Annotated in this window: 22 protein-coding genes and 4 tRNA genes; 9 read left to right on the top strand and 17 right to left on the bottom strand. The window is 40.2% G+C overall.

The window, feature by feature from the left end; genetic code table 11:
• Positions 1-350: 350 nt before the first annotated feature.
• Positions 351-653 carry a hypothetical protein gene (locus ACTRWE_RS13545; protein WP_033104426.1) on the top strand — a complete coding sequence of 101 codons (303 nt, stop codon included), beginning with the start codon at positions 351-353 and terminating at the stop codon, positions 651-653.
• Between the two features lie 78 nt (positions 654-731).
• On the opposite strand, the gene nth is transcribed toward ACTRWE_RS13545, so the two are convergent.
• From nth to ACTRWE_RS13605, 12 genes are all read right to left on the bottom strand, one after another.
• The gene (gene nth, locus ACTRWE_RS13550) at positions 732-1,364 is read right to left on the bottom strand and encodes an endonuclease III (RefSeq protein ID WP_033104425.1); all 633 of its coding nucleotides are present in this window, start codon (positions 1,362-1,364) and stop codon (positions 732-734) included.
• A 46-nt stretch (positions 1,365-1,410) separates the two neighbouring features.
• Positions 1,411-2,109 carry an electron transport complex subunit E gene (locus ACTRWE_RS13555; RefSeq protein ID WP_024601098.1) on the bottom strand — a complete coding sequence of 233 codons (699 nt, stop codon included), beginning with the start codon at positions 2,107-2,109 and terminating at the stop codon, positions 1,411-1,413.
• Entirely contained in the window at positions 2,106-2,744 is a 639-nt protein-coding gene (gene rsxG, locus ACTRWE_RS13560) for an electron transport complex subunit RsxG (protein WP_024601099.1), read from the bottom strand. The genes ACTRWE_RS13555 and rsxG overlap by 4 nt, the downstream gene beginning before the upstream one ends.
• Positions 2,741-3,799: an electron transport complex subunit RsxD gene (gene rsxD / locus ACTRWE_RS13565; protein WP_024601100.1), complete on the bottom strand. Its 1,059-nt coding sequence runs from the start codon at positions 3,797-3,799 to the stop codon at positions 2,741-2,743. The genes rsxG and rsxD overlap by 4 nt, the downstream gene beginning before the upstream one ends.
• Positions 3,796-6,186, bottom strand: coding sequence for an electron transport complex subunit RsxC (gene rsxC, locus ACTRWE_RS13570; RefSeq protein ID WP_024601101.1), 2,391 nt, complete (start codon positions 6,184-6,186; stop codon positions 3,796-3,798). Before rsxC ends, rsxD begins: the two co-directional genes overlap by 4 nt.
• Positions 6,187-6,194: 8 nt before the next feature.
• The gene (rsxB, locus tag ACTRWE_RS13575; protein WP_033104423.1) at positions 6,195-6,749 is read right to left on the bottom strand and encodes an electron transport complex subunit RsxB; all 555 of its coding nucleotides are present in this window, start codon (positions 6,747-6,749) and stop codon (positions 6,195-6,197) included.
• Position 6,750: 1 nt separating this feature from the next.
• The gene (rsxA, locus tag ACTRWE_RS13580) at positions 6,751-7,332 is read right to left on the bottom strand and encodes an electron transport complex subunit RsxA (protein WP_462880142.1); all 582 of its coding nucleotides are present in this window, start codon (positions 7,330-7,332) and stop codon (positions 6,751-6,753) included.
• 244 nt (positions 7,333-7,576) lie between these two features.
• Complete coding sequence (locus ACTRWE_RS13585; protein WP_462880143.1) at positions 7,577-9,520, bottom strand: bifunctional diguanylate cyclase/phosphodiesterase; 1,944 nt, start codon at positions 9,518-9,520, stop codon at positions 7,577-7,579.
• Positions 9,521-9,693: 173 nt separating this feature from the next.
• A tRNA-Asn gene (locus ACTRWE_RS13590) sits at positions 9,694-9,770 on the bottom strand.
• A gap of 23 nt (positions 9,771-9,793) precedes the next feature.
• Positions 9,794-9,870, bottom strand: a tRNA-Asn gene (locus ACTRWE_RS13595).
• A 21-nt stretch (positions 9,871-9,891) separates the two neighbouring features.
• Positions 9,892-9,968, bottom strand: a tRNA-Asn gene (locus tag ACTRWE_RS13600).
• Between the two features lie 21 nt (positions 9,969-9,989).
• Positions 9,990-10,066, bottom strand: a tRNA-Asn gene (locus tag ACTRWE_RS13605).
• A gap of 1,039 nt (positions 10,067-11,105) precedes the next feature.
• Between ACTRWE_RS13605 and ACTRWE_RS13610 the strand changes: the two genes are divergently transcribed.
• The 5 genes from ACTRWE_RS13610 (at position 11,106) to ACTRWE_RS13630 (ending at position 17,188) form a co-directional block, all read left to right on the top strand.
• Positions 11,106-12,485 (top strand): MATE family efflux transporter, encoded by a 1,380-nt coding sequence (locus ACTRWE_RS13610; RefSeq protein ID WP_462880144.1) that lies wholly within the window; start codon positions 11,106-11,108, stop codon positions 12,483-12,485.
• Complete coding sequence (gene uvrB, locus ACTRWE_RS13615; protein ID WP_013465278.1) at positions 12,482-14,476, top strand: excinuclease ABC subunit UvrB; 1,995 nt, start codon at positions 12,482-12,484, stop codon at positions 14,474-14,476. Before ACTRWE_RS13610 ends, uvrB begins: the two co-directional genes overlap by 4 nt.
• A complete protein-coding gene (locus ACTRWE_RS13620; protein WP_138765363.1) occupies positions 14,477-15,406 on the top strand; it encodes a class I SAM-dependent methyltransferase in 930 nt (309 codons plus the stop codon).
• 8 nt (positions 15,407-15,414) lie between these two features.
• A complete protein-coding gene (locus tag ACTRWE_RS13625; RefSeq protein ID WP_069439670.1) occupies positions 15,415-16,080 on the top strand; it encodes a tRNA (adenine(22)-N(1))-methyltransferase TrmK in 666 nt (221 codons plus the stop codon).
• Between the two features lie 94 nt (positions 16,081-16,174).
• Positions 16,175-17,188, top strand: a complete 1,014-nt coding sequence (locus ACTRWE_RS13630) for a hypothetical protein (protein ID WP_013465275.1) — start codon at positions 16,175-16,177, stop codon at positions 17,186-17,188.
• 11 nt (positions 17,189-17,199) lie between these two features.
• Here ACTRWE_RS13630 and ACTRWE_RS13635 read toward each other — a convergent pair whose 3' ends face one another.
• Positions 17,200-17,442, bottom strand: a complete 243-nt coding sequence (locus ACTRWE_RS13635; RefSeq protein WP_013465274.1) for a hypothetical protein — start codon at positions 17,440-17,442, stop codon at positions 17,200-17,202.
• A gap of 165 nt (positions 17,443-17,607) precedes the next feature.
• Here ACTRWE_RS13635 and ACTRWE_RS13640 point away from each other — a divergent pair, with 165 nt between their 5' ends.
• Positions 17,608-18,057 (top strand): methyltransferase family protein, encoded by a 450-nt coding sequence (locus ACTRWE_RS13640; RefSeq protein ID WP_013465273.1) that lies wholly within the window; start codon positions 17,608-17,610, stop codon positions 18,055-18,057.
• 60 nt (positions 18,058-18,117) lie between these two features.
• Here the strand turns inward: ACTRWE_RS13640 and queC are convergent, their stop codons facing one another.
• Positions 18,118-18,774 (bottom strand): 7-cyano-7-deazaguanine synthase QueC, encoded by a 657-nt coding sequence (queC, locus tag ACTRWE_RS13645; RefSeq protein WP_013465272.1) that lies wholly within the window; start codon positions 18,772-18,774, stop codon positions 18,118-18,120.
• Positions 18,775-18,919: 145 nt separating this feature from the next.
• Here queC and queE point away from each other — a divergent pair, with 145 nt between their 5' ends.
• Positions 18,920-19,585 carry a 7-carboxy-7-deazaguanine synthase QueE gene (queE, locus tag ACTRWE_RS13650; RefSeq protein ID WP_090492243.1) on the top strand — a complete coding sequence of 222 codons (666 nt, stop codon included), beginning with the start codon at positions 18,920-18,922 and terminating at the stop codon, positions 19,583-19,585.
• A 107-nt stretch (positions 19,586-19,692) separates the two neighbouring features.
• On the opposite strand, the gene ACTRWE_RS13655 is transcribed toward queE, so the two are convergent.
• From ACTRWE_RS13655 to ACTRWE_RS13665, 3 genes are all read right to left on the bottom strand, one after another.
• Positions 19,693-19,965, bottom strand: coding sequence for a hypothetical protein (locus tag ACTRWE_RS13655; protein ID WP_411737451.1), 273 nt, complete (start codon positions 19,963-19,965; stop codon positions 19,693-19,695).
• 15 nt (positions 19,966-19,980) lie between these two features.
• Positions 19,981-20,283 carry a hypothetical protein gene (locus ACTRWE_RS13660; RefSeq protein ID WP_096038561.1) on the bottom strand — a complete coding sequence of 101 codons (303 nt, stop codon included), beginning with the start codon at positions 20,281-20,283 and terminating at the stop codon, positions 19,981-19,983.
• Positions 20,284-20,399: 116 nt separating this feature from the next.
• Positions 20,400-20,864, bottom strand: a complete 465-nt coding sequence (locus tag ACTRWE_RS13665) for a DUF3810 domain-containing protein (RefSeq protein ID WP_138687284.1) — start codon at positions 20,862-20,864, stop codon at positions 20,400-20,402.
• A gap of 374 nt (positions 20,865-21,238) precedes the next feature.
• Here ACTRWE_RS13665 and ACTRWE_RS13670 point away from each other — a divergent pair, with 374 nt between their 5' ends.
• The gene (locus ACTRWE_RS13670; RefSeq protein WP_462880145.1) at positions 21,239-22,717 is read left to right on the top strand and encodes a substrate-binding periplasmic protein; all 1,479 of its coding nucleotides are present in this window, start codon (positions 21,239-21,241) and stop codon (positions 22,715-22,717) included.
• Positions 22,718-22,792 lie beyond the last annotated feature (75 nt).

Raw genomic sequence — 22,792 nt, forward strand, 5'->3', positions numbered from 1 at the left:
GGCACAGAGCCGACCTTCGGCTCTAACTCGTTTTTGTCCAAAAGTGAGTTAGAGTGACGTCCGTTTTCATGATTCAGCGATTTATTTGTTTGTTAGCGTGATCGTCTGCTAGTGGCACTTTGGCGAAGTCCGCCTAGAGCGAGGAACGGTCATTCAGGAGATTTGCCGTCAGCTAAGTAAGACTAAGAGGATACTTTTCCCTTTTTCTACCTGACGAAATAGCACTTACTAATCATAATATGTATAGCTAGTAATAACTCATGTTTTTTGCTATTAATGTATGTTCACAAAATAAGGACGTTTCGCGCTAAAATAGGGTTATATGGTTTGGCATGGAAAGGGAGAATTTAATGGCTAGACATCGTGTTGGTAATTCATATTTATCAGATGAAGAGCTCTCTGAGCATCAATCAGAAAATTGGAAAATATGGATATTTATCATAGCTGCATTGTTTACTGGGTTAGTTGTAGCAAATATTACAGATGGACAAATTGACCTCAAATTAATGAGATTTTCCATAATTATCGGCTCGGCTATATTAGTAGGTGTCATAGCTGCAAAATTAAGTGAAGTTATTCGCTGGGCAGTATATTTATCTATTGTGCTTGGAATAACCTATTTTGTAGGCTCACTCATTTGGTCGTCGCTGTGATACATATAACAATCATTGAAGTCGCACGCCCCACAAAGCGTGTCACCAATGTCCGCTCATGGCAAAAGCAGGCTTTGATTACTCTGTTTTATCCTTAAACTCACACAAATCTTCAATAATGCATGAACCACATTTTGGTTTACGTGCCACGCAAGTATAACGCCCATGTAAAATGAGCCAGTGGTGCACGTCTACTTTAAATTCTTTGGGGATAACTTTTTCGAGCTTTTGCTCAACCGCAACCACGTCTTTACCCATAGCAAGCTTAGTGCGGTTTGAAACACGGAAAATATGCGTATCTACAGCGATGGTCGGCCAGCCAAAAGCAGTGTTCAGTACTACATTAGCAGTTTTACGGCCAACGCCGGGCAGGGCTTCTAGGGCTTCACGGTTTTCAGGCACGATGCCATTATGCTGATCAACCAGTATTTGGCACATTTTATAAACATTGGCGGCTTTGGAATTAAACAAACCGATGGTTTTTATGTAATCACGTAGTGTGTCGTGGCCTAAATCTAAAATGGCTTGGGGTGTGTTAGCCACTGGAAAGAGCTTACGGGTGGCTTTATTTACCCCAACATCGGTTGCTTGTGCTGAGAGTGTTACTGCAACTAGCAACTCAAACGGGCTTGAGTACTCAAGCTCGGTTTCAGGGTGTGGGTTTTGCTCACGTAAACGCGAGAGTATTTGGTGACGTTTTTCTTTATTCATGTAACTTAAAACGCATTCGCTTTTATTAAGTTAATGCGTTTTCCCCTTAAGTTAAGCTAGTAACACGCGCTCGCGGGCCTTTTTCAGCTTCTGGCGGCGTTACTTGTTTTGATTTTATTTGTGCATCAATGACGTTTTTAGCGGCGATCAGCAGCCCAAGCCCTAAGAATGCGCCCGGTGGTAAAATGGCCAGTAAAAACTGGCTATCAAAGCTAAACACTTCAATGCGCAATATAGCAGCCCAAGGCCCGAGTAATAAATCGGCACCATCGAATAAGGTGCCTTGGCCAATCAACTCTCGCATAGCGCCAAGGACAACCAGAACCAACATAAAGCCTAAGCCCATCATCAAGCCATCAAAGGCAGATAAATGCACTGGATTTTTAGAGGCAAATGCTTCAGCACGACCAATAATGGCGCAGTTAGTCACAATCAACGGAATGAAAATCCCTAAAGATTGATAAAGGCCAAAAGTGTAGGCGTTCATTAACAGCTGCACAATCGTCACAAAACCGGCAATGATCATTACAAAAACCGGTATTCTGATATCTTTAGGCACCCAATTGCGAACAAATGATACGGTAATATTAGAGCCCACTAACACTAACAAGGTTGCTAAGCCTAAACCTAGCGCATTAGTAATCGTGGAGGTAACAGCAAGTAAAGGACATAAACCTAATAACTGTACTAAGGCGGGGTTATTTCCCCATAGGCCTTCTTTATAAAGGGTTTTTAATTCACTCATGGTGTTACCTCAGGGCAAGCATTCGCTGCTGCAAAAAGATCATCAAAGTTATTTTGTGCATACACTACCGCATTTTTAACTGAGCCAACTACAGCGCGAGGCGTAATGGTTGCGCCAGTAAACTGATCAAACTGACCGCCATCTTTTTTAACGGCCCAACGCGCGTCACTTTCGCTTTGTACTGTTTTTGAATTAAATGAGGTGATCCAGTCTGACTTTTTAATTTCAACTTTATCGCCTAAACCTGGGGTTTCTTCATGCTTAGTAACCCTTACACCAGCAACGCTGCCATCGCGATATACCGCGCTAAGCAAGTTTATATCGCCACTGTAGCCGCTAGGAGTGACATGACGAATGACTAATGCAACGGGTTCGTCATCTTTACGTGCACGGTAAATTACTTGGTTGTCGTATGGCCCCAGTAAAGGATCAGATATAATTACACAATCTTGCGATAGCTCATTGCTGTATTTGGAATGCGGTAATACTTCTTGTAACTGGTTAGTTAATTGCAGTTGCTCTTGCTCTGCAATTTTATCAGCGGTAAGTGTATTAATTGTGGCAACGAGTCCCGTTGTTAGTAACGCAAACCCACACAATATTGCGCCATTTTTTACCATTGAAGAAATAATCATTTTACTGCTCCATGGCCATAAGTTCTTGGTTGTGTGTAGTAATCAATAAGCGGTACTGTAATATTGATCAGTAATACGGCAAATGCAACCGCATCCGGAAAGCCACCAAATGTACGAATTAAATACACAATTAAACCAATCGCGGCACCATAAATAAGGCGACCTCGATTGGTGGTTGCAGCTGATACAGGATCGGTGGCGATAAAAAAGGCCCCCAGCATAGTCGCACCACTAAACAAGTGAAACACTACACCCGGCTCTGTACCTGGCGAGGCAATATAACCAATTGCTGCGCATAAGCTTAAGCTTGCAATAAAACTCACTGGTATATGCCAGTTAATTACTTTTGTTTTTAACAGGTAAAGGCCGCCGAGTAAGAAGGCTAAGTTAACCCAACCCCAACCTAGGCCAACCCATTCATTAAATACCGGTTTTTGCATACTTTCAGTGACGGTAAGACTATGAGTAATATCTGTTTTTAAGGTATCAAGTGGGGTGGCCATCGTGCTGCCATCAATACCCACTCTGAGCTGATCTAAGCTATATCCAAGAGTTGTAAAGTCACTAAATATTAGACTAAGCTGCTGGCTAAAAGTAATGCCCGTATTGAGTAACTCTGTAACTGGTAACCAGGCCGTCATTTGCACAGGAAATGAAACTAATAAAAGTACATAGGCCGCCATTGCAGGGTTAAATAAATTAAAGCCCAAACCACCATAAAGTTGCTTAACAATAACAATGGCAAATAAACACCCTATAACAATAACCCACCACGGCGCTAAAGGTGGAATACTAATAGCTAATAGCACACCGGTTAGCCATGCGCTGCCATCGCTTAATGAAGGCCAAATAGGGCGCTTACGCATTAACATAATGGCTGCTTCAAATGCGCTCACACACACTAATGCTAATAATAATTGGATAAGTACACCGGTACCAAAAAATACAACTTGTGCAATAACACCAGGAATACAGGCCGCAATCACAGTTAGCATTAACCGTGTCACAGACTTGTGACTATGATTGTGGGGTGAACTGGCCATGGTTAGTTTCATGACTGATCGTTTCCTTCTTTTTGTTGCTTTTTAGCTTTAGCACGGGCAATGGCGGCGGCTACGGCGGCTTTCTTTTTTTCTTGAGCTGTTTGTTGTGAACCTTCTGAAGATTCATCGTTGCCTTGTGGCTCAGCATTTTCATTCTGTTGTGCTAATGCATTAGCTTGCGCTGCTTTCTTAGCTTTAGCACGGGCAATAGCAGCAGCTACGGCGGCTTTTTTATCATCGGCAGCGACTGGCGATTCAATTACTGTGTCATCACTTGGCGCTTGCTCATTGGCTTGTGCAGCCTTTTTGGCTTTAGCACGAGCGATAGCAGCAGCCACGGCAGCTTTTTTATCATCGGCAGCAACTGGAGATTCACTTGCAGTGTCATCACTTGCTGCCTGCTCATTTGCTTGTGCTGCTTTTTTGGCTTTAGCACGGGCAATAGCGGCAGCGACGGCGGCTTTTTTATCACCGGCAGCGACGGGTGATTCACTTGCAGTGTCATCGCTTGCTGTTTCCTCATTAGCTTGTGCTGCTTTTTTGGCTTTAGCACGGGCAATAGCTGCAGCGACGGCGGCTTTTTTATCATCGGTAGCGACTGGCGATTCACTTTCTGTGTCATCACTTTGCGCTTGTTCATTGGCTTGTGCTGCTTTTTTAGCTTTAGCACGGGCAATAGCGGCAGCAACGGCTGATTTTTTATCATCTACAGGCTCGTCATCACCATTGTTTTGTGCCTTTTGTTCTTTATAAAGGCGAGCTTGCTCTTTACGGGCTGCGCGTTCTTTTGCAACTTCACTGTTATCTGGCTCAAGTTCGCCACCTTGCTTTTTCGCTTTAGCACGCGCAATTGCCGCTGCTACAGCTGATTTATTGTCACCATCGCTAGTTTTATCTTTAACGCGGGCAAGGGCATCGGCTACTTTTTGCTGCTCTTCGGTAGATTTAGCTGCAGGTTTACGTTTGTGGCGATTTTTTCGCTCAGCTTGTTCTTGCTCTAAACGCGCTTTACGTGCATCAAAGCGTTCTTTAGCGCGATCAGATTTTATCTTCTCGGCAATTTGCTCTTTAATCTCAACTTTTGCAACGCGGTAGTACTGAACGAGTGGTATTTCACTTGGGCAAACATAGGCACACGCGCCACATTCAATACAATCAAATAAGTTATGTTCTTGGAGTTTGTCGTATTCTTTTGATTTAGCAAACCACTGTAACTGCTGTGGTAACAATGAAGCAGGGCAGGCATCGGCACAGGCACTGCAGCGAATACAGGCTTTTTCTGGGCCAGGCTCTGCTAATTCTTTGTGATCTGGGGCAAGTATGCAGTTTGTTGTTTTAACAACGCCAATACGAACTGTGGGTAAGGTAAAGCCCATCATAGGGCCGCCCATGACCACGCGTTGTTGTGGCACCGGTGAAAAACCTTGGCAATCAAGTAAGTGCTTAATTTCAGTACCTAATAACGCCCATACATTGCCAGGATTATGTATAGTATTGCCGGTAACGGTAACGACACGTTCAATTAACGGTTTACCTTCGTATACAGCTTGCTGAATCGCAAATAAAGTGCCGGTGTTATGTACTAAAATGCCGATATCAGCAGGGATACCGCCGTTTGGTACTTCACGGTTAGTGAGCAGTTTTATCAGCTGTTTTTCACCGCCAGAAGGGTAAACAGTAGGCACGGTTTGTATTAAAATATGCTCGCTATGCTTCGCCGCTTCTGTCATGGCTGTGATAGCCTCGGGCTTATTGTCTTCAATGCCAATAATACACAGCGTCGGATTGAGCAGCTGTTGCATTAGCTCAATACCTTTGACTATTTCAGCGGCGTGCTCACGCATTAAGGTATCGTCAGCCGTGATGTAAGGTTCACACTCAACCGCATTAACAATCAAAAATTCAATAGGTTGTTTAATATCAGCTTTTACATAGGTTGGGAAGCCTGCGCCGCCCATACCAGAAATACCCGCATTATGAATAACATCAACTAGTTCATCGTGTGATGCAGTGGCTGGGTTTGCTAAAGGCGATAATTCACACCAGGTATCGTTGCCATCGGGTTCAATAATAATGCTTAATTCAGGTAATGCCGAAGGATGCGCTGATGGCATAGGCGTAATATCAATAATAGTGCCAGAAGTCGGTGCATGTATTGGCACCGACCAATTAGCTGATGGCTTTGTTAACGCTTGGCCTTTTAACACGTGCTGGTTTTTTTCAACTATTAATTTACCACTAGCGCCAATGTGCTGCTTTAAAGGCAGAACAAGTTTTTCAGGCAAAGGGAGTCTGGCTATAGGCGCACTATTAGATAATGATTTCTGCTGAGGAGGATGTACGCCGCCAGGAAATGCCCAAACGGTGCCTTTTTTTATTTGTTCAAGTAACTTTTCCACTCAAACCTCTAATCTATTTGGGTAACAGGAATAGCGTCTAGTTGCCATTTCCAAGTTTGTTTTGTTGGTGCAACGGGTAGCATGTCAATACAATCAACCGGACAAGGTTCAACGCACAAGTCACAGCCTGTACATTCGTCAATTAGAACGGTGTGCATTTGTCGGGTTGCACCAACAATGGCATCAACAGGGCAGGCTTGAATACATTTGGTACAACCAATACATTCATCTTCGCGAATGTAGGCCACCGTTTTAACTGGCTCGGCTTGTTCTCCGCCAGCGAGGGGTTTAGCCTCAACCCCCATTAAATCAGCTAGCTTTTTAACGGTCGCTTCACCACCTGGAGGGCATTTATTTATTTCATCGCCATTGGCAATGGCTTCTGCATAAGGACGACAGCCCGGGTAACCACATTGGCCGCATTGTGTTTGCGGTAAAATGGTGTCGATTTGTTCTACAACAGGGTTACCTTCAACTCGAAAGCGTACTGCTGCAAACCCTAAAATTAATCCGAAAATTAACGCCAGCAAACCCAGCGCTATTAAAGCGTACAACAAGGTCATATTAAAACTTCACTAATCCAGTAAAACCCATGAAGGCCATTGACATTAAACCTGCCGTTATCATTGCGATTGAGGCACCTTTAAATGGGGTTGGTACGTCTGCTGCGGCTAAACGTTCGCGCAATGCAGCAAATAAAACCAATACTAATGAAAACCCCACCGCAGCACCAAAGCCATAAACGGCCGATTGTAAAAACGTGTGATCTGCTTTGATATTTAATAAAGCAACACCCAATACCGCACAGTTAGTGGTTATTAAAGGTAAAAATATTCCCAGTAACCGGTAAAGCGTTGGACTGGTTTTTCTGACAACCATTTCAGTAAATTGTACAACAACAGCTATCACTAAAATAAAGCTCATTGTTTTCAGGTAGGTAATATCCAATGGTAATAAAATATACTCATTTACTAAATAGCTTGTCACAGAGGCAAGCGTTAGCACAAAGGTAGTTGCCAAAGACATACCTATGGCTGTGTCAAGTTTCCCAGACACACCCATAAACGGGCAAAGGCCTAAAAATTGTACTAATACAAAGTTGTTGACTAACACTGTTCCAATTAATAACAAGACGTATTCTGTCATGTGTGCCTCACGCTAATAAAATCCCGTGTATTATCCTTTTTTCTACTGTGATAAACAACACGTTGAGTGATTATCAGTTAAATAAACAACGTTAAATAATGGGCTAATTGTAAAGGGTTAAAATCAAGGGACATTGCAATTAAAAAACTGTCAGCATTTTAACGGCTGAAAATTCATAAAAGCACACTTTAGAACGTAAAAAAGAGCATACATGCTCTTTTTTACGTTAATTGGAGTAGAGGCGTTAGATGTCTTTGGGCTTTTCAATGTAGTAACCTTGAACACCATCTAGGCATAACGTTTCTACAATGTGTTTTTCTTCTTGGCTTTCAACGCCCTCAGCAAAAACACTGACGCCAATTCGGTGTGCAAGGTCGACCATTAAACGCATAAAGTACTGATTATTTTTATCATCCTCTAAGCCTCGGGTATAACTTGCATCCATTTTAATAAAGTCTGGTTTTAAATCTCTGAAAAACTTAAATGATGTGAGTCCTACACCAAAGCGTTCAACAGTAATTCTGGCTCCAACGCGATGCACCATATCAATAAAACGTTTGCTTGCTTTAATGTTTTGTAGCAGACCAAATTCACTCACCTCAAAAATTAACTTAGAAGCAATATGGGTATCTTTAAGCAAACGACGCTCTAACCAAATCATAAATTGGTCACTGTGCGCACTTGAAGGGGTAATATTTAAGCCAAAGTATTTTTCAGATAAATTACTCGATTTTATTCTTTCTAATGACGATTCTATTATTAACTTGTCAATTTCTATCGCCATATCGAGTTTTTCAGCCATTGCTAAAAATGAAGCGGTAGGCAAAGCTTGGTTTTCTTCTGTTTTAAAGCGGGCTTGAATTTCAGCATAGGCTTTAATGCTTTTGCCTAATGGCATAATATTTTGGATCACTAAATGGACGCTTTTAGACTCGATCACTTCGTTAATCACTTTACGCCAGTTTTGGTTACCAAACCCTGCGCTCACATTATTAACAAGATCAGTATCGCGCTGCACATGCCACGCATTAGCTTGCTTAGATTGCGCCATACTCATTGCGTTATCAACGATAGAGAGCAACTCACCTAAAGGTTTGGCTTTTTCGTACCCCACAATACCTGTGTTTGCAACCGAGCTAAGCTCTTGGTTTTGCATATATTGAGTAAAGCGAGATTGTAAGTTTTCACCAAATTTTTCAGCTTCTTTTAACGGGGTATTCGGCAATATAATTATAAAGTCAGAGCTGTTTACTCTAAAAACTTGACTGCCGGAATAGGTACCACTGATATGTACTATGATATCTGCAACCGACTTAATGTACTCATCACCTTTTTGATAGCCTCGACTTTGATTAATTGACTGTAACTCACTACAGCGGACAAGTGCTAAAGAGCCAAATGTACTTATTTCGGTGTTTTCTATATTTTTTTCGTAGTAATCAACAAACATATTGCGATTACCTAATTCAGTAACGCCGTCTTTGTAGGCTTCACGTTTAATATCGTGGGCTGCATTTTTTATATTGTCGTTTTTGCTTTTTAAAAAGTGCGATAAACGATTAAAGCTAGGAATTAAACTTTTCCCCAACTTAGCTAACTCAGGTGAATCAATTTTAGTTGCAAAATCATCACCTAGTTGGTTTTGATTGATATATACATCAATAACATCAGCAACGTCCGTACATATATTGTCGTTAATGTGCTTAACAATGGTTTTCATCAATATAATAGGTATTAGGGCGAGTAGGGTGCTAACAATTAAAATAACAAAAAACGCGGTTTGAAACTGCTCACCCAAGTGAGTAATGTTTAATTTAAATTCAATTTTTATATCGGCGTTATTGTTTGTGGCGTACTGAGTACGTACTGAGTTGCTACTAGATTGAATAAGCTCAGCAATAAAAGGTAATTGCACTGCATTGTTAACCGAAAATACTTCAACGCCTTGATAGTCACGTAAAACAAAATTTGAAAAGGTTTCACTAGTTGCAAGCGTGTTCTTAAGATTTTCTGCTGATATATCTGTCGCAGAGAGATTTTTAATGTATTGCTCAACGGTCGCTTGTGCATTTTTTTGAGCATTGCCGATGGCATTATCAAAATTTTGGCTAATAAAATAGCTACCAGCGGACACAAGTACCAGCCAAGCTAACAGTTGTATAAGAATAAGTTTTTTGAAAGCTGCCATTATTTAATCTTTTTATGTCAAATGGGGGAGGACACAACCTCATGATTATTAAACTAATTATAGCTCGATATCAATAGTTATCAAATGGTTAGTTTTTTAAGCAAAAAAGTTTTTATTTTAAAAGAAGAATGGTAGAGCAAATTGAAGGGTATGTCTATGTGATTGTAGTAAATTGGCTCCCCCTCCCCGACTCGAACGGGGGACCTGCGGATTAACAGTCCGTCGCTCTAACCAACTGAGCTAAGGGGGAACTAAAATATACTTTTTATGACTTGGCTCCCCCTCCCCGACTCGAACGGGGGACCTGCGGATTAACAGTCCGTCGCTCTAACCAACTGAGCTAAGGGGGAACTACATCATAAACATAAACTTGGCTCCCCCTCCCCGACTCGAACGGGGGACCTGCGGATTAACAGTCCGTCGCTCTAACCAACTGAGCTAAGGGGGAATCGTTTATGGCTGAAAAACTTGGCTCCCCCTCCCCGACTCGAACGGGGGACCTGCGGATTAACAGTCCGTCGCTCTAACCAACTGAGCTAAGGGGGAAGCGTCTTGCCTTTCAACGGGGCGAAATATTAATGACCGCATAGCAAAGTGTCAACATATAAAAGATCATAAATTCAAAAAAGAGGTCTATTCGTTGTTTTTATGTGCAATCTGCGCGTTTTGTAACACTATTTAAGTCAAGCGCAGTGATATTGTTTTATAAAAACAAGGCAATATTTGCATGAAGTTTGTAATTTGAGGCAATAAAGTGATGAGTAAAATTTAAGAAAACGGCTTTTAATAGCAAAAACGCGTTCTATTTCCTGTATTTTTATAAAGCGATAATTAACTTATTTAAAAAAAAATGGCTCCTTTTTATTTTTGGTACGTTAAAACGGTTGAACTAAATGCGTATTAGTTACGTAAACTAAAACTAGCGCTAAAACATAATATAAATTTTGACTGCAGCAGCAATGCTTTGTACAAAAATAAAACAATCAATGAGTTAGCTACCTGTTTGAGTGTGTTACTCACTGATATTAGTCTAAGAAAATATCGCCTTCATACACATAACAGGGGCATACAATGCTGTTTGCATATTGGTAACGGAAAAAACCAAATGATCAGACAATTTAGCACCCGGTTGTAGCCCTTTATAAACGTGGGGTTGATGGAGTTATCCACGGTTTCTGTGGATAACTCTGTTTATGAAACTTTAAGAACATCAGCACCCCCAGCATTGTAGGGCGCTACAACGATTTCAAGTATTTAAAAGCTTTTTTTTTATACATTTAAAAACAATAGCTTACGATTCTGCTAAGTTACTCACTTAATCGATAAATAAAATTTTTCGTGACGATAAAACACAGTCTCTGACTGTGTGATAAATCAACAAAACCTAAAAATAAATGTTGCAAAAGTTACATAAATGTATTTAATTTGATTTTTAATGTGTTTGTGCAAAATTTATTTACAACAGCGTAAAAGTAATAGTTTGTAGATTAAAGGCTGATTTAGTTGTTTAGATTTAATAAAGCATGGCTTGAACAGCTCGGATGCTTTAAAATATGCTGTTCAGTAAAAGAGGCTTATTTATTTTATGCGCGCACATTCTCAATCACATACTCGCCCTGATTTACTCACCGCCCCAATCTTGCCTACACTAAAGAAAATGACCATTCCGATGATCTTTGGGATGATCACCCTAATGATGTTCAACATAGTTGATACTTTTTTCATTAGCTTATTGGGTACTGAGCCGCTTGCTGCAGTGAGCTTTACATTTCCCGTTACTTTTACCGTTATTAGTTTAGCGATTGGTTTAGGCATAGGTACCTCAGCGGTAATAGCAAAAGCATTAGGCAGTAACAATATTGAAGAAGCGCGTTTTGATGCCAGTATATCGTTGTTGATTGCGGTGGTATTAGTGTTGGTTTTATCTACGTGTGGCTATTTATTAATTGATCCTATTTTTACTTTACTCGGAGCTGGGGAGCAAGTATTACCGCTCATTCATGAATATATCAGTATTTGGTTTTTAGGCAGTGTATTTTTAATTACCCCGATGATTGGTAATTCTGTACTGCGTGCCAGTGGCGATACTAAAACACCGAGTATTATTATGGGTGGAGCGGGGCTTATCAATGCGGTACTCGATCCTGTACTTATTTTTGGTTTTGGCACCATTCCTGCGTTTGGCATTAAAGGAGCCTCCATCGCCAGTGTTATAGCATGGGCAGTTGCTGTGGCAATTATTTTATACTTATTAATTGCTAAAAAGCGCTTATTGAGTTTAAAAGCAGGGTCGCAAACGGTTATTGGAGCTATTCGTAAAATATTAAAAATAGGCTTACCCGCAGCAGGTGCTAACATGCTAACACCGGTTGCTATGGCAGTAATGACGGCATTGGTTGCACATCATGGTCCAGAGGCTGTGGCTGCTTTTGGAGTAGGGAGTCGAATAGAATCAATAGCGAGTTTGGTGGTATTAGCATTATCGATGACTTTGCCACCTTTTATTAGTCAAAATTTTGGAGCCAGTCATTTTTCTCGCGTAAAGGATGCCTACCTAGGAACCTTAAAATTTGTGATGTTATGGCAGTTTGTTATTTATATTTTATTAATTATGTTCTCAGGCGTCATAAGTGAAATATTTGGTAAGGAGCAAGCCGTTATTGATGTCATAAAACTGTTTATTTATACCATCCCATTAAGTTATGGCTTGCAAGGAGTGATCATTTTATCCAACTCCTCGTTTAACGCTTTACACAAACCCATGAACGCCTTAGTTTTGAGCGTCATTCGGTTATTTATTTTTTATGTTCCCTTTGCGTATATCGGGAATGAACTGGCAGGTTTAATCGGCTTGTTTATTGGCGCGGCCATTGGTAATTTATTCACAGCCCTTGTAGCCTATAAGTGGTTTATGAAAGAAATTGAAGCGTTAAGCAGTCAAGCATTACAGGAGTGTAGTCATTGAGCGATCATTTTCAGTTAGAATCAAAATTTAAACCCGCTGGGGATCAGCCTACCGCTATCGCTCAGTTGTGCGAAGGTTTAGAAGCAGGGCTTGCTCATCAAACCTTATTGGGCGCAACAGGGACGGGAAAAACCTTCACGATGGCTAACATCATTAGTGATTTAAATCGCCCCACTATTATTATGGCGCACAATAAAACCTTAGCGGCGCAATTATACGGCGAGATGAAAGAATTTTTCCCGCATAATGCGGTTGAGTACTTTGTATCTTACTACGATTACTACCAACCTGAAGCCTATGTGGTAGCCAGTGACACCTTTATTGAAAAAGATGCATCCATCAATGAACACATTGAGCAAATGCGGCTCAGCGCCACTAAAGCGCTATTAGAGCGTCGCGATACCATAATCGTTGCGTCGGTATCGGCGATTTATGGTCTGGGCGATCCTGATTCATACATGAAAATGATGCTGCTTTTAAAAGTGGGTGAAAAGGTTGATCAACGTGACATGTTGCGCCGCCTTGCAGAGCTGCAATACACCCGTAACGATATTGATTTTAGTCGAGGTACATATCGTGTTCGCGGCGAAGTGGTGGATATATTTCCAGCTGAATCAGATACCTATGCAGTACGTGTAGAAATGTTTGATGATGAAGTTGAACGCTTGAGTATTTTTGATCCCCTCACTGGTGCTGTTGAAAAACACATAGTGCGCGCTACTATTTACCCTAAAACTCACTATGTAACGCCACGAGAAAAAATACTCGAAGCCATCGAAAAAATAAAAGTTGAGCTTAAAGAGCGCAGGGCACAATTACTCAGCGCTAATAAATTAGTTGAAGAGCAACGTATTGCGCAGCGTACCCAATACGACATAGAAATGATGACCGAACTTGGTTATTGCTCAGGCATTGAAAACTACAGCCGTTACTTATCGGGGCGTACACCTGGCGATCCACCGCCGACATTACTTGATTATTTACCCGACGATGCATTAATGATTATTGATGAATCGCACGTAACTGTCTCGCAAATTGGCGCTATGTATAAAGGCGATAGAAGTCGTAAAGAAAACCTCGTTGAATACGGTTTTAGGATGCCCTCGGCCATGGATAACCGCCCACTGCGTTTTGAAGAATTTGAAGCCATTGCACCGCAAACTATTTATGTGTCGGCCACACCGGGTGATTTTGAATTAGAGCGCAGCAATGGCGAGGTTGCAGAGCAGGTTATTCGTCCAACCGGCTTACTTGACCCATTAATAGAAGTGCGTCCGGTTGGCGATCAGGTTGATGACTTACTCTCAGAAATTTATAAAAGTGTTGAAAAAGGCGAGCGCGTGTTAGTAACAACACTGACCAAACGCATGGCTGAGGATTTAACTGATTATTTAAGCGAACATAATGTAAAAGTACGCTACTTACACTCTGACATAGACACCGTAGAGCGGGTTGAAATTATTCGTGATTTACGTGCCGGTGTGTTTGACGTGTTAGTAGGCATTAACTTACTACGTGAAGGTTTAGATATGCCAGAAGTGGCATTAGTAGCTATTTTAGATGCTGATAAAGAAGGCTTTTTACGCTCAGCTCGCTCGCTTATTCAAACCATAGGCCGTGCTGCGCGCCACCTTGATGGTCGTGCTATTTTATACGGCGATAGAATCACTAAGTCGATGGCTAAAGCCATTGATGAAACCCAGCGACGCCGTGATATACAGCATGCTTATAATGTTAAGCACGGTATTGAGCCTAAAGCGCTGATCAAAAAGATACTCGATGTAATGGATGTAGGTGAAGATGCTTCACCGCAAGATAACTTACAGCTTATTCGTAAAGAGTCTAAAAAAATTCTTAGTGCGAAAGAAATTGCCACGCAAATTAAGCAGCTTGAAACCAAAATGCATGCCTACGCCAGTGATTTAGAATTTGAAAAAGCCGCCTCTGTACGCGACGAAATACATGAACTACAACAACAGTTGATTAATTAAATGACAATCGATTTTACTCCCCTTATAAATGCTTTGGCAGATACGCCTTTTGCAGATAACGAATTATGCCGCGTATTTCATGGTCGCGGCCACAGCGTAGAAGCGCTAAGCCATATTAACTTAGACTTTTATCCACCGAGTTTGTTTTTGGTGTCATACAGTGAAATTGATGAGGTAACACTCACTACGCTCACCGATACGTTATGGCAGTGGGCACAACAACATCATCCAGAGCTAATTACTGCATTGGTGTATCAGCAGCGAGCGGGGCTACAAAGTCATAACACCTTAGTGCATGGGCAATTGCCCGCGCGCCATAGCGTAGCCGAAAATGGTGTGCGTTTTTTGGTTGATTTAATGAGTAAGCAAAACACCGGTATTTTTCCTGATATGCGAAAAGGCCGTGAGTTTGTCATGGACAATAGTAAACATGCCAAAGTACTTAATCTGTTTTCTTATACTTGTGGCTTTTCGGTAGCGGCTATGCACGGCGGTGCCGATCATGTGATGAACATGGATATGAGCAAAGGCGTGTTAAAAGTCGGTAAGCAAAACCATCAACTAAACAATGTTGATAGGGGTGTCAGTTTTTTACCGCATGATATTTTAAAGTCGTTTGGTAAGCTAAAAAAAGCCGCACCGTTTGATTTAATTATTGTTGATCCACCCAGCTTTCAAAAAGGCAGTTTTATATTAACTAAAGACTACCAAAAAGTGTTGCGCAGACTTCCTGAGCTTTTAAACGATACTACACAGCTGTTGTTATGTGCTAATAGCCCAGAGCTTTCAGAAAACGACTTTAAAGTACTTATTCAAGAACATACTCAAGGTGCTATTGAGTTTGTTAAACGCCTAGAACCGACTGATCGCTTTATTGAAATTGATAGCGATAAAAGCTTAAAAGCATTGGTGTACAAAACAAAAACATAGTGAGTTAAATGAAACTGAGTAAACGTTTAAACGCCATCAATTCATTAATTACAGAGCCTTACGATATTGTTTGGGATTGTTGCTGCGATCATGGCTTTTTAGGGATGGCGTTACTTGAGCGCGGTATAGCAAAACATATAAATTTTGTGGATATTATTCCAACGTTAATGGAAGCGCTCGAACAGTCGCTGCAACAATTTGAGCAAGGTAAATCTTTACCTTCATGGCAAGTGCGCTGCGAAGATGTTGCGCAAATTAAATTGCCAACAGCTGCAAAGCAAGTGGTGGTTATTGCTGGTGTGGGGGGCGATTTATGTTTAAAGCTTATTGAACAAATTATTGCCAACAACCCGCAAAGCTTGCACCAACTCAGTTTTATTATTTGCCCCATTCAGCATCTTTACAAAGTGCGTGCAGGTTTAAAAGCCTGTAATTTAAAGCTCGAAAACGAGCAAATTATTGTTGAAAACAAACGTTTTTACGAAGTATTACACGTTAGTGTAAATGCCAGCCAAACACTCACTCAAACCGGTGCTCAAATGTGGGATAAACACAATCCACAACATCATCAATATCAGCAGCAATTGCTTAACCATTATACTCGAATGCTCAATAAAGATAGACTTTACTATCAAAAAGTTATAACAGAGTATCAACGAGTATTTGAATGCTAAATACTCCTGTCAGTGTGATCGGTTTTTGTGATTAACTACGTAAAGTGCTTCATAGTTAATATCTTGCCATCAGGCGGATTTATTTGGTTTATATATGTCAGATAAAAATATAAAAATTGAGCCATTATTAGGCGATGGGCAAAAGTGGCAACACAGTTACGAGCAACCGATTTCGTATGCGCCGTTAGTACAACTGGCCAATAATAATTGGATTGTTCCCCAGCATTTTTTACGTTACAAACATACGCTAGCCAGCGTTAATGAAGTGCTTAACGACATTAGTTTTTCTACTCACTTTAGTGTGTTAGCTGCAGAAAAAAACAGTGATATTTATCTGCAAGTGGCGGTACTTAGTCCAGATAATTACCGTGCTGAGAACAAAGCAAAAAAGTTACTGTTTGGTCGTCGCTGGCCAGTAGAGCAAAATTTGCCAACCTCAGAGCTTATTCAAACAGCATTTTTAGCATTGAAAGTGGCACGCGAGCATGAAGTAAGAGAGCTTTTTCAGCTGCAGCATCAAGGCGCAACCAGTACGCCGTTTAATAATCATCATGATTTACCTGTTATGGCGCAAAACCCTGAGCTTGTTAAAAGCACATCGTTTAAAAATATTCCATTGAACGACCTGATAGAGCGCCTGGTGTTTGCGGATAATAAAATTGCGCTAATTAACTGCCAAGCCATAATCACCGGCGAGCAGGTGTATACGGTTAAACTTCATTGCGATAGTTGTCAGCTAAGCGAATTTAATAATAAAACTTTGTCATTTTTAGCACCTGATGCAACAACCAACAGCTTTTTACATAGCTTTATTGCCGCACTGGTTGCTGTAAGTAACGAGTATGTGAGTGAGCATTTTAAATACCAAGGCTTTGCGCGCTTTAGTAAAGATGTACACGCAGAGCAGGTCGGGGAGCTAAGCATTGCCATGCGTTCACCAAGTTCAGTTAGTTTATGTTCTATGGGTAAGCAAGAGGCGAATCAGTTAAACTTTGAAATAGACAGCGGCAGGGCACCCCAAGGGTGTGGACAAGCCATTGGCGGGTTTTTAGCTGCCCATGGTATAGAGCAGCCAGAAAATGCACATTTATACCCTAATTATTTATAACTAAGGGACAGCTATAGTTTGTTTATTTCTTGTTTTACGCTATAGCTTGAGTCGGTAACAATGGCTTCAAGTGTTTGTACTCGCTGTTTGAGTTCAGTCACTTGCGCGGTTACTTCTGCTAGTTGCTTATGAGCATCTTGATTGTTGTCTTGAACTTTATGTTTAAACTCAAGGTGCTTTTTATACATATCGTAAATAACCCCCGAACCTACAGAAATAAGTACAATGAGAACTATCATTGTTGTGCCAGACATAATTACTTCCTTTAATTTTATTTTAAGTTTAAATTATAACCATAATTAAGCGCTGATAAAGCTAATTAATTGTAACTTTATTTGTATTTATAAAGTCATTGTTATTATTTGTGCCGCCACCATATAGTAACCATGTAGTTTTTTTAATCGATACAAGGAATAGGTATGTTAAATAATAAAATTCCACCGGTTGTCGTTGTGGTATTTTTCGCTGCTGTTATGGCACTGATTGCGCATTACACAGTAATAGACTTTACCGCCTTCATAACTTACCTAGCATTAGGATTAGTCGCTATAGGTTGTTTCTTTTGTATTGCTGGGGTCGTCAGTTTTCGTTTAGCCAAAACCACGGTACTACCCAATAAACCTGAGCAAGCAACAAGCTTAGTTACCTCAGGGGTATATAAACTCTCACGTAACCCTATGTATTTAGGCTTTGCTTTTATACTGGCGGGGTGGGGCGTGTGGCTAAGCTCTATTTGGGCTTTTTTAGGTATTGTGGGCTACGTTGGTTATTTAACGCTGTTTCAAATCATTCCCGAAGAGCGGGCGTTACATCAGTTATTTGGTGAGCAATTTGAGGATTACAAATCGCGGGTAAAACGCTGGCTTTAATGTTTTTTCATACTAAAAAAGGCTACCCTTGGTAGCCTTATAGTGTGCTTATTTTAAACTTTACTCGTATTCAAGCGGGTCGGTTACGTTGTTCAGCTCAAAGGCTTCTAAACGTTCTTGGCAAGCGCCACATTTGCCACAGGCCTTATCACGACCGTTATAACAGGTCCATGTTTGGCTGTAGTCTAATCCCATTTTAATACCATCGGTTAAAATATCGATTTTAGTATTATTTAAATACGGGCTAAAAATTTCTACCGCATCGTAATTAGCAATACGACACACATCATCCATCTTTTTAACAAACTCAGGGCGGCAATCTGGGTAAATAGCATGATCGCCCGAATGCGCACCGTAATATACTTTGCTTGCTTTAAGCGACACCGCATAACCTACCGCTAAAGAAAGTAAAATCATGTTGCGATTAGGCACAATGGTGCTTTTCATGCTTTCTTCTTCGTAATGGCCTTCTGGCACATCAATATCGTCTGTTAACGACGAACCACCAATAAGCTGATTAATTGCCGATATATCAACAATTTTGTGCGGTACATTTAGCTTTTCACATACGCTGGCGGCGACTTTAAGTTCTTTAACATGACGCTGACCATAATCAAACGAGAGGGCATAAACATCATGGCCTTGCTGCAGGGCTTTATTTAATACAGTAAATGAGTCCATACCGCCGGAATAAATAACAACTACTTTTTGCGTCATACGTGGTTTGCTCTTTAGTTTTGATAGAGGTTTATATCAGGGCGCGATATACTACACGGCCAAGGCATAAATGACAATTTTTGCACCGTGCTTTGTGATTTCTAATAGTAACAATTTTGCCGTCAGGTTGTAAGTGAGATTTCTTTTGTACAAAATTAATGAAGTGTTTGAAACCATTCAAGGTGAAGCGAGTTTTACTGGTACGCCGTCTATTTTTTTACGCCTGCAAGGTTGCCCTGTGGGATGTTCATGGTGCGACACAAAGCAAACCTGGGATGTTGATAACGTATATAAAGTATCACTTGATGACACGGTAGAAAAAAAAGCCGACTCAGATCATTGGGCCGAGGCCAGTGCAGCGCAGGTACTTGAGTTATTTAAGTCCCGTGGCTATACCGCCAAGCATGTTGTTATAACCGGTGGCGAACCTTGCATGTATGATTTGAACCCAGTATGTAATTTACTGCATGATCATGGCTTTAGCACACAAATAGAAACCAGTGGCACCTTCGAAATACTCGCCCCTGCACAAACGTGGGTCACGGTATCGCCAAAAATTAATATGCGCGGTGGCTACAAAGTACTCAGTAGTGCCATGCAACGCGCCGATGAAATTAAACACCCAGTTGCTATGCAAAAACACGTAGAAGAACTGGAAGAGCTATTTACCGCCACCGGCGTAAACCCAAAACTGGTATATTTGCAGCCAATCAGCCAAAAAGCCTCAGCCACTAAATTAGCCATTGATACTTGTATCGCCAAAAACTGGCGCTTATCAATTCAAGTACATAAGTATTTGGGGATTAATTAAAGAGCAGCTGTAAGCTGCTCTGCGTTAAGTTATATAACGTAGATACAAGGTTGGGTTATAAACCCAACCTAATTAAACAACTTTCAACTCATAAAGTTAAGCTGGCTTTAAATATAATTTTCATCAATAAACTGACACCACAGCTGTGTATTTAATTCTGGTACATTTGGCTTATCTCTAATACCGAGTTTAAACATGATCGCAGAGCGCCATTCTAAAGAGCCAATGTCTGGCCCATGTCCATAACCGTCACCGGTATTAATTTGCTGCTCAACATAGTTAAACCATGCCTCAGAGCACGGCGAATATTGTTCATCTTTTTGCGCAACACTACTGCATCCAGCAATAATGAGTAATAAAGGGGCCATTAATAGTTTCATATTTTACCTATGTGTTTATTTTGCTAATCGCTGCTGTGTTAAGGTTAAACGCTTATGTGAGCTGTATACTTGCAACCTTTCATCGTCCGTAATTAAAAATGCATCCATTTCTACAGATATTAAAGCAGATATGGGGAAAATCTCTAAAATACCAAGATCAGCAAGTTTAGCTGAAAGAAGTGCTGTTTTGCCATTAACAATAAAAGTAGAATCTTGATCACGAAAATCGCCATCAACATATAGTTTTGCACCACCAAACCATGAGTTAACAATTTTAATTTTATGACCCTTGACCGTGAATTCGAACTCTTTTCTCATTTTCAAACTCCATTTTTTGAAAAGTGTATAACATGTTAACGCCGTAAATAAACGGCAGAAAATAGTTGGCGATAACTTGTTGGGAACGAACAAAATAATCTGTTTTTATCCCACTTCTAATTTGTTTTGTTCAATTGCGATTTGCACACTACATTTTCGTTAAGTTTATTACCAAACAAAAATTTCAACCTTTCTGTACCACCCGTTTTTTCATAAAACTCTTGTAATGTAATTTCTTTTTTCTCGTAGCTCATTAGCTGCCAAAAACCGTAAAAACCTTTGAACCAAAAGTAACAAAACACCGCTCCAACAGCCAATAAGAAATATGCTGATTTGCCAACTTTTCGCTTGTACTTTATGGCGCAATAAAAAAACCAGACACAGCTTAAAACTGCCACTATTAAAAATGCCGTAAAAGGTGTAATTGCAGTATCAATATTATCCCAAAGGAAGCTTAGACAAATTGAACTCCAATCTAACCCCATAGAGAAAATTAAAGTAATCTTAAAAAAGAAACATAATAAAACGGTAGTAAACACCGCATATAAGATCCCACTTTCCTTGTACTCTTCTTTATTCAATACTTGTCCTTATTGAGCGATTTAATAATCTTATAGTGCGCGAGTCGTGCAGGTTTATATCCATACCACGCTCACTTTTCTTCTGTAAAGTTTTAACAAATTACCTAAGATATTACTATCACTAACTTTTCTATGACTTTCAAGAAAAGCTAATATTTAAAAGCGTTGTTATTGAGCAGCGCTTTTGTTTTTATTTTGTTGAACCTTGAACCTTGAACCTTGAACCTTGAACCTTGAACCTTGAACCTTGAACCTTGAACCTTGAACCTTGAACCTTGAACCTTGAACCTTGAACCTTTTTAAAGTACCAAACTAAAACCCAAGTTTGCAAAGTGTATTAGGTGGTGCTTATATTAAACTAAGTGATTGGGAGAATGCGCTTGGCTAAATACCTACTACTGTTGTTTGTTTTTTCTTATGTTTTTATAAACTCGGCTTTTGCTACTGTAAAAGTGGGCGTGACTCACTGGGTTGATTACACTAATCCGGATGAAACAGGCGTTTATATTGAATTATTAAAAGAAGTTTATGCGGATGAACAGCTCGAGTTCGATTTTAGTACTTACAAACGAATTACCAATTTATTTGAACAAAAACAATATGATATTGTTGTTGGTGTTGCTAAAGAGGATATTCCTTTAGCTTATTATCCTAATTGGTATTTAGACTACGATTACCCAATTAATGCGTATTTTGTAGATTCTGCTCATAAGTTTAATAAACTGTCTGATTTAAACAACAAAGTATTAAGCTGGCTTGATGGCTACAATTTCGATAAGTTTATTGAATACCCACACGATTATTACCCGGCTTCTACTATTGAAAACGCAGTGGCACTGCTACTTAATAAACGCATAGATGCTTTCGTTGATTTTGACTACAACATTCCCAAAGAGTACAAATCAAAGCTTAACTATGTAGAGGTTGTGCCCGCAAGGCCTATTTATTTAGCCTTTTCGAATAATGAAAAAGGGAAAGCCTTGGCGCGAAGATTTGACCAAACAATGCCAAAATTAAAATCATCGGGAAGGTTGCAGGCATTATATAAATCAGATTATGAAAATACGCGTTTTGCAGAGTTTGACGCAAATAAAACAAAAATTGTATTGAGTAGTAACGATGAGTCTTTGCTACGACTGAACTCAGTTACCGAAGGAAAATCACTCGACGCGCAGCTTTATAAGTTAATTTTGGCTGAAATGCGAGATTACAGAATTGAGTTTGTAAAAGCGCCAGATACCAATGCGGAGGTGCAATTTGGCATTAGTCATTGTTTTGCCAATAAAATTAACACGTCAGAACGAGCAAGCCGCTATTTAATATCAAAGCCGTTTTCTTTGTATCTCGCACCGCGACTTTATTCTCCAAATAGCTTGGCTCAATTTAAACATATAAAAAATTTAGACGAGTTGGTGTCACAAAGTGAATTAAGGTTGGGGTTATCAAAATTCAGAATATTCTCCGAAGACATTATGTCTCTACTTGAAGAGGTAGATAAAACTAAAATAAAACCAGCTCCCACTAATATATTCTCTAGATTACAACAATTAGCGAAGTTGCAAGAGTTTGATGCGTCTATTGAATACCCCAGCGATGTAGCCACGTATTGGCACGATATAACAGACGCTGATATTTACTCCTTTGATTTGAAATTAAAAACATCGTTTACTGTTGGGCATTTAATGTGTGAGCGCAGTGAAGAAAATATAAAATTTATGCAGAACTTTAATAATACACTCTCAAAATTAATTCAAAGCGATGAGTATAAAGCGCTTATCTACCACTTTGCGGCAGACTTACCTGCTGAACAGTTTAATAAAATTTATCAGCATGCACTGTTAGATGAAGAGTGAGAACGCAAACACAACGTGGTTGTTTAACCGCTAGGGTAGGCACATTTATCATTGAAATAATAAGCCGATGATAAA

It is taken from the genome of Pseudoalteromonas sp. G5_S1_54_S4, assembly GCF_054968565.1.

Bases quoted from the DNA above. Each gene is read 5' to 3' on its own strand.
- rsxA (WP_462880142.1), bottom strand. From the start codon at position 7,332: ATGACAGAATACGTCTTGTTATTAATTGGAACAGTGTTAGTCAACAAC.
- ACTRWE_RS13625 (WP_069439670.1), top strand. From the start codon at position 15,415: ATGAAACTGAGTAAACGTTTAAACGCCATCAATTCATTAATTACAGAG.
- ACTRWE_RS13670 (WP_462880145.1), top strand. From the start codon at position 21,239: ATGCGCTTGGCTAAATACCTACTACTGTTGTTTGTTTTTTCTTATGTT.
- ACTRWE_RS13640 (WP_013465273.1), top strand. From the start codon at position 17,608: ATGTTAAATAATAAAATTCCACCGGTTGTCGTTGTGGTATTTTTCGCT.
- ACTRWE_RS13545 (WP_033104426.1), top strand. From the start codon at position 351: ATGGCTAGACATCGTGTTGGTAATTCATATTTATCAGATGAAGAGCTC.
- ACTRWE_RS13635 (WP_013465274.1), bottom strand. From the start codon at position 17,442: ATGTCTGGCACAACAATGATAGTTCTCATTGTACTTATTTCTGTAGGT.
- rsxG (WP_024601099.1), bottom strand. From the start codon at position 2,744: ATGATTATTTCTTCAATGGTAAAAAATGGCGCAATATTGTGTGGGTTT.
- ACTRWE_RS13660 (WP_096038561.1), bottom strand. From the start codon at position 20,283: ATGAGAAAAGAGTTCGAATTCACGGTCAAGGGTCATAAAATTAAAATT.
- queC (WP_013465272.1), bottom strand. From the start codon at position 18,774: ATGACGCAAAAAGTAGTTGTTATTTATTCCGGCGGTATGGACTCATTT.
- ACTRWE_RS13620 (WP_138765363.1), top strand. From the start codon at position 14,477: ATGACAATCGATTTTACTCCCCTTATAAATGCTTTGGCAGATACGCCT.
- rsxB (WP_033104423.1), bottom strand. From the start codon at position 6,749: ATGACCTTGTTGTACGCTTTAATAGCGCTGGGTTTGCTGGCGTTAATT.
- nth (WP_033104425.1), bottom strand. From the start codon at position 1,364: ATGAATAAAGAAAAACGTCACCAAATACTCTCGCGTTTACGTGAGCAA.
- ACTRWE_RS13655 (WP_411737451.1), bottom strand. From the start codon at position 19,965: ATGAAACTATTAATGGCCCCTTTATTACTCATTATTGCTGGATGCAGT.
- ACTRWE_RS13555 (WP_024601098.1), bottom strand. From the start codon at position 2,109: ATGAGTGAATTAAAAACCCTTTATAAAGAAGGCCTATGGGGAAATAAC.
- ACTRWE_RS13630 (WP_013465275.1), top strand. From the start codon at position 16,175: ATGTCAGATAAAAATATAAAAATTGAGCCATTATTAGGCGATGGGCAA.
- ACTRWE_RS13585 (WP_462880143.1), bottom strand. From the start codon at position 9,520: ATGGCAGCTTTCAAAAAACTTATTCTTATACAACTGTTAGCTTGGCTG.
- rsxD (WP_024601100.1), bottom strand. From the start codon at position 3,799: ATGAAACTAACCATGGCCAGTTCACCCCACAATCATAGTCACAAGTCT.
- ACTRWE_RS13610 (WP_462880144.1), top strand. From the start codon at position 11,106: ATGCGCGCACATTCTCAATCACATACTCGCCCTGATTTACTCACCGCC.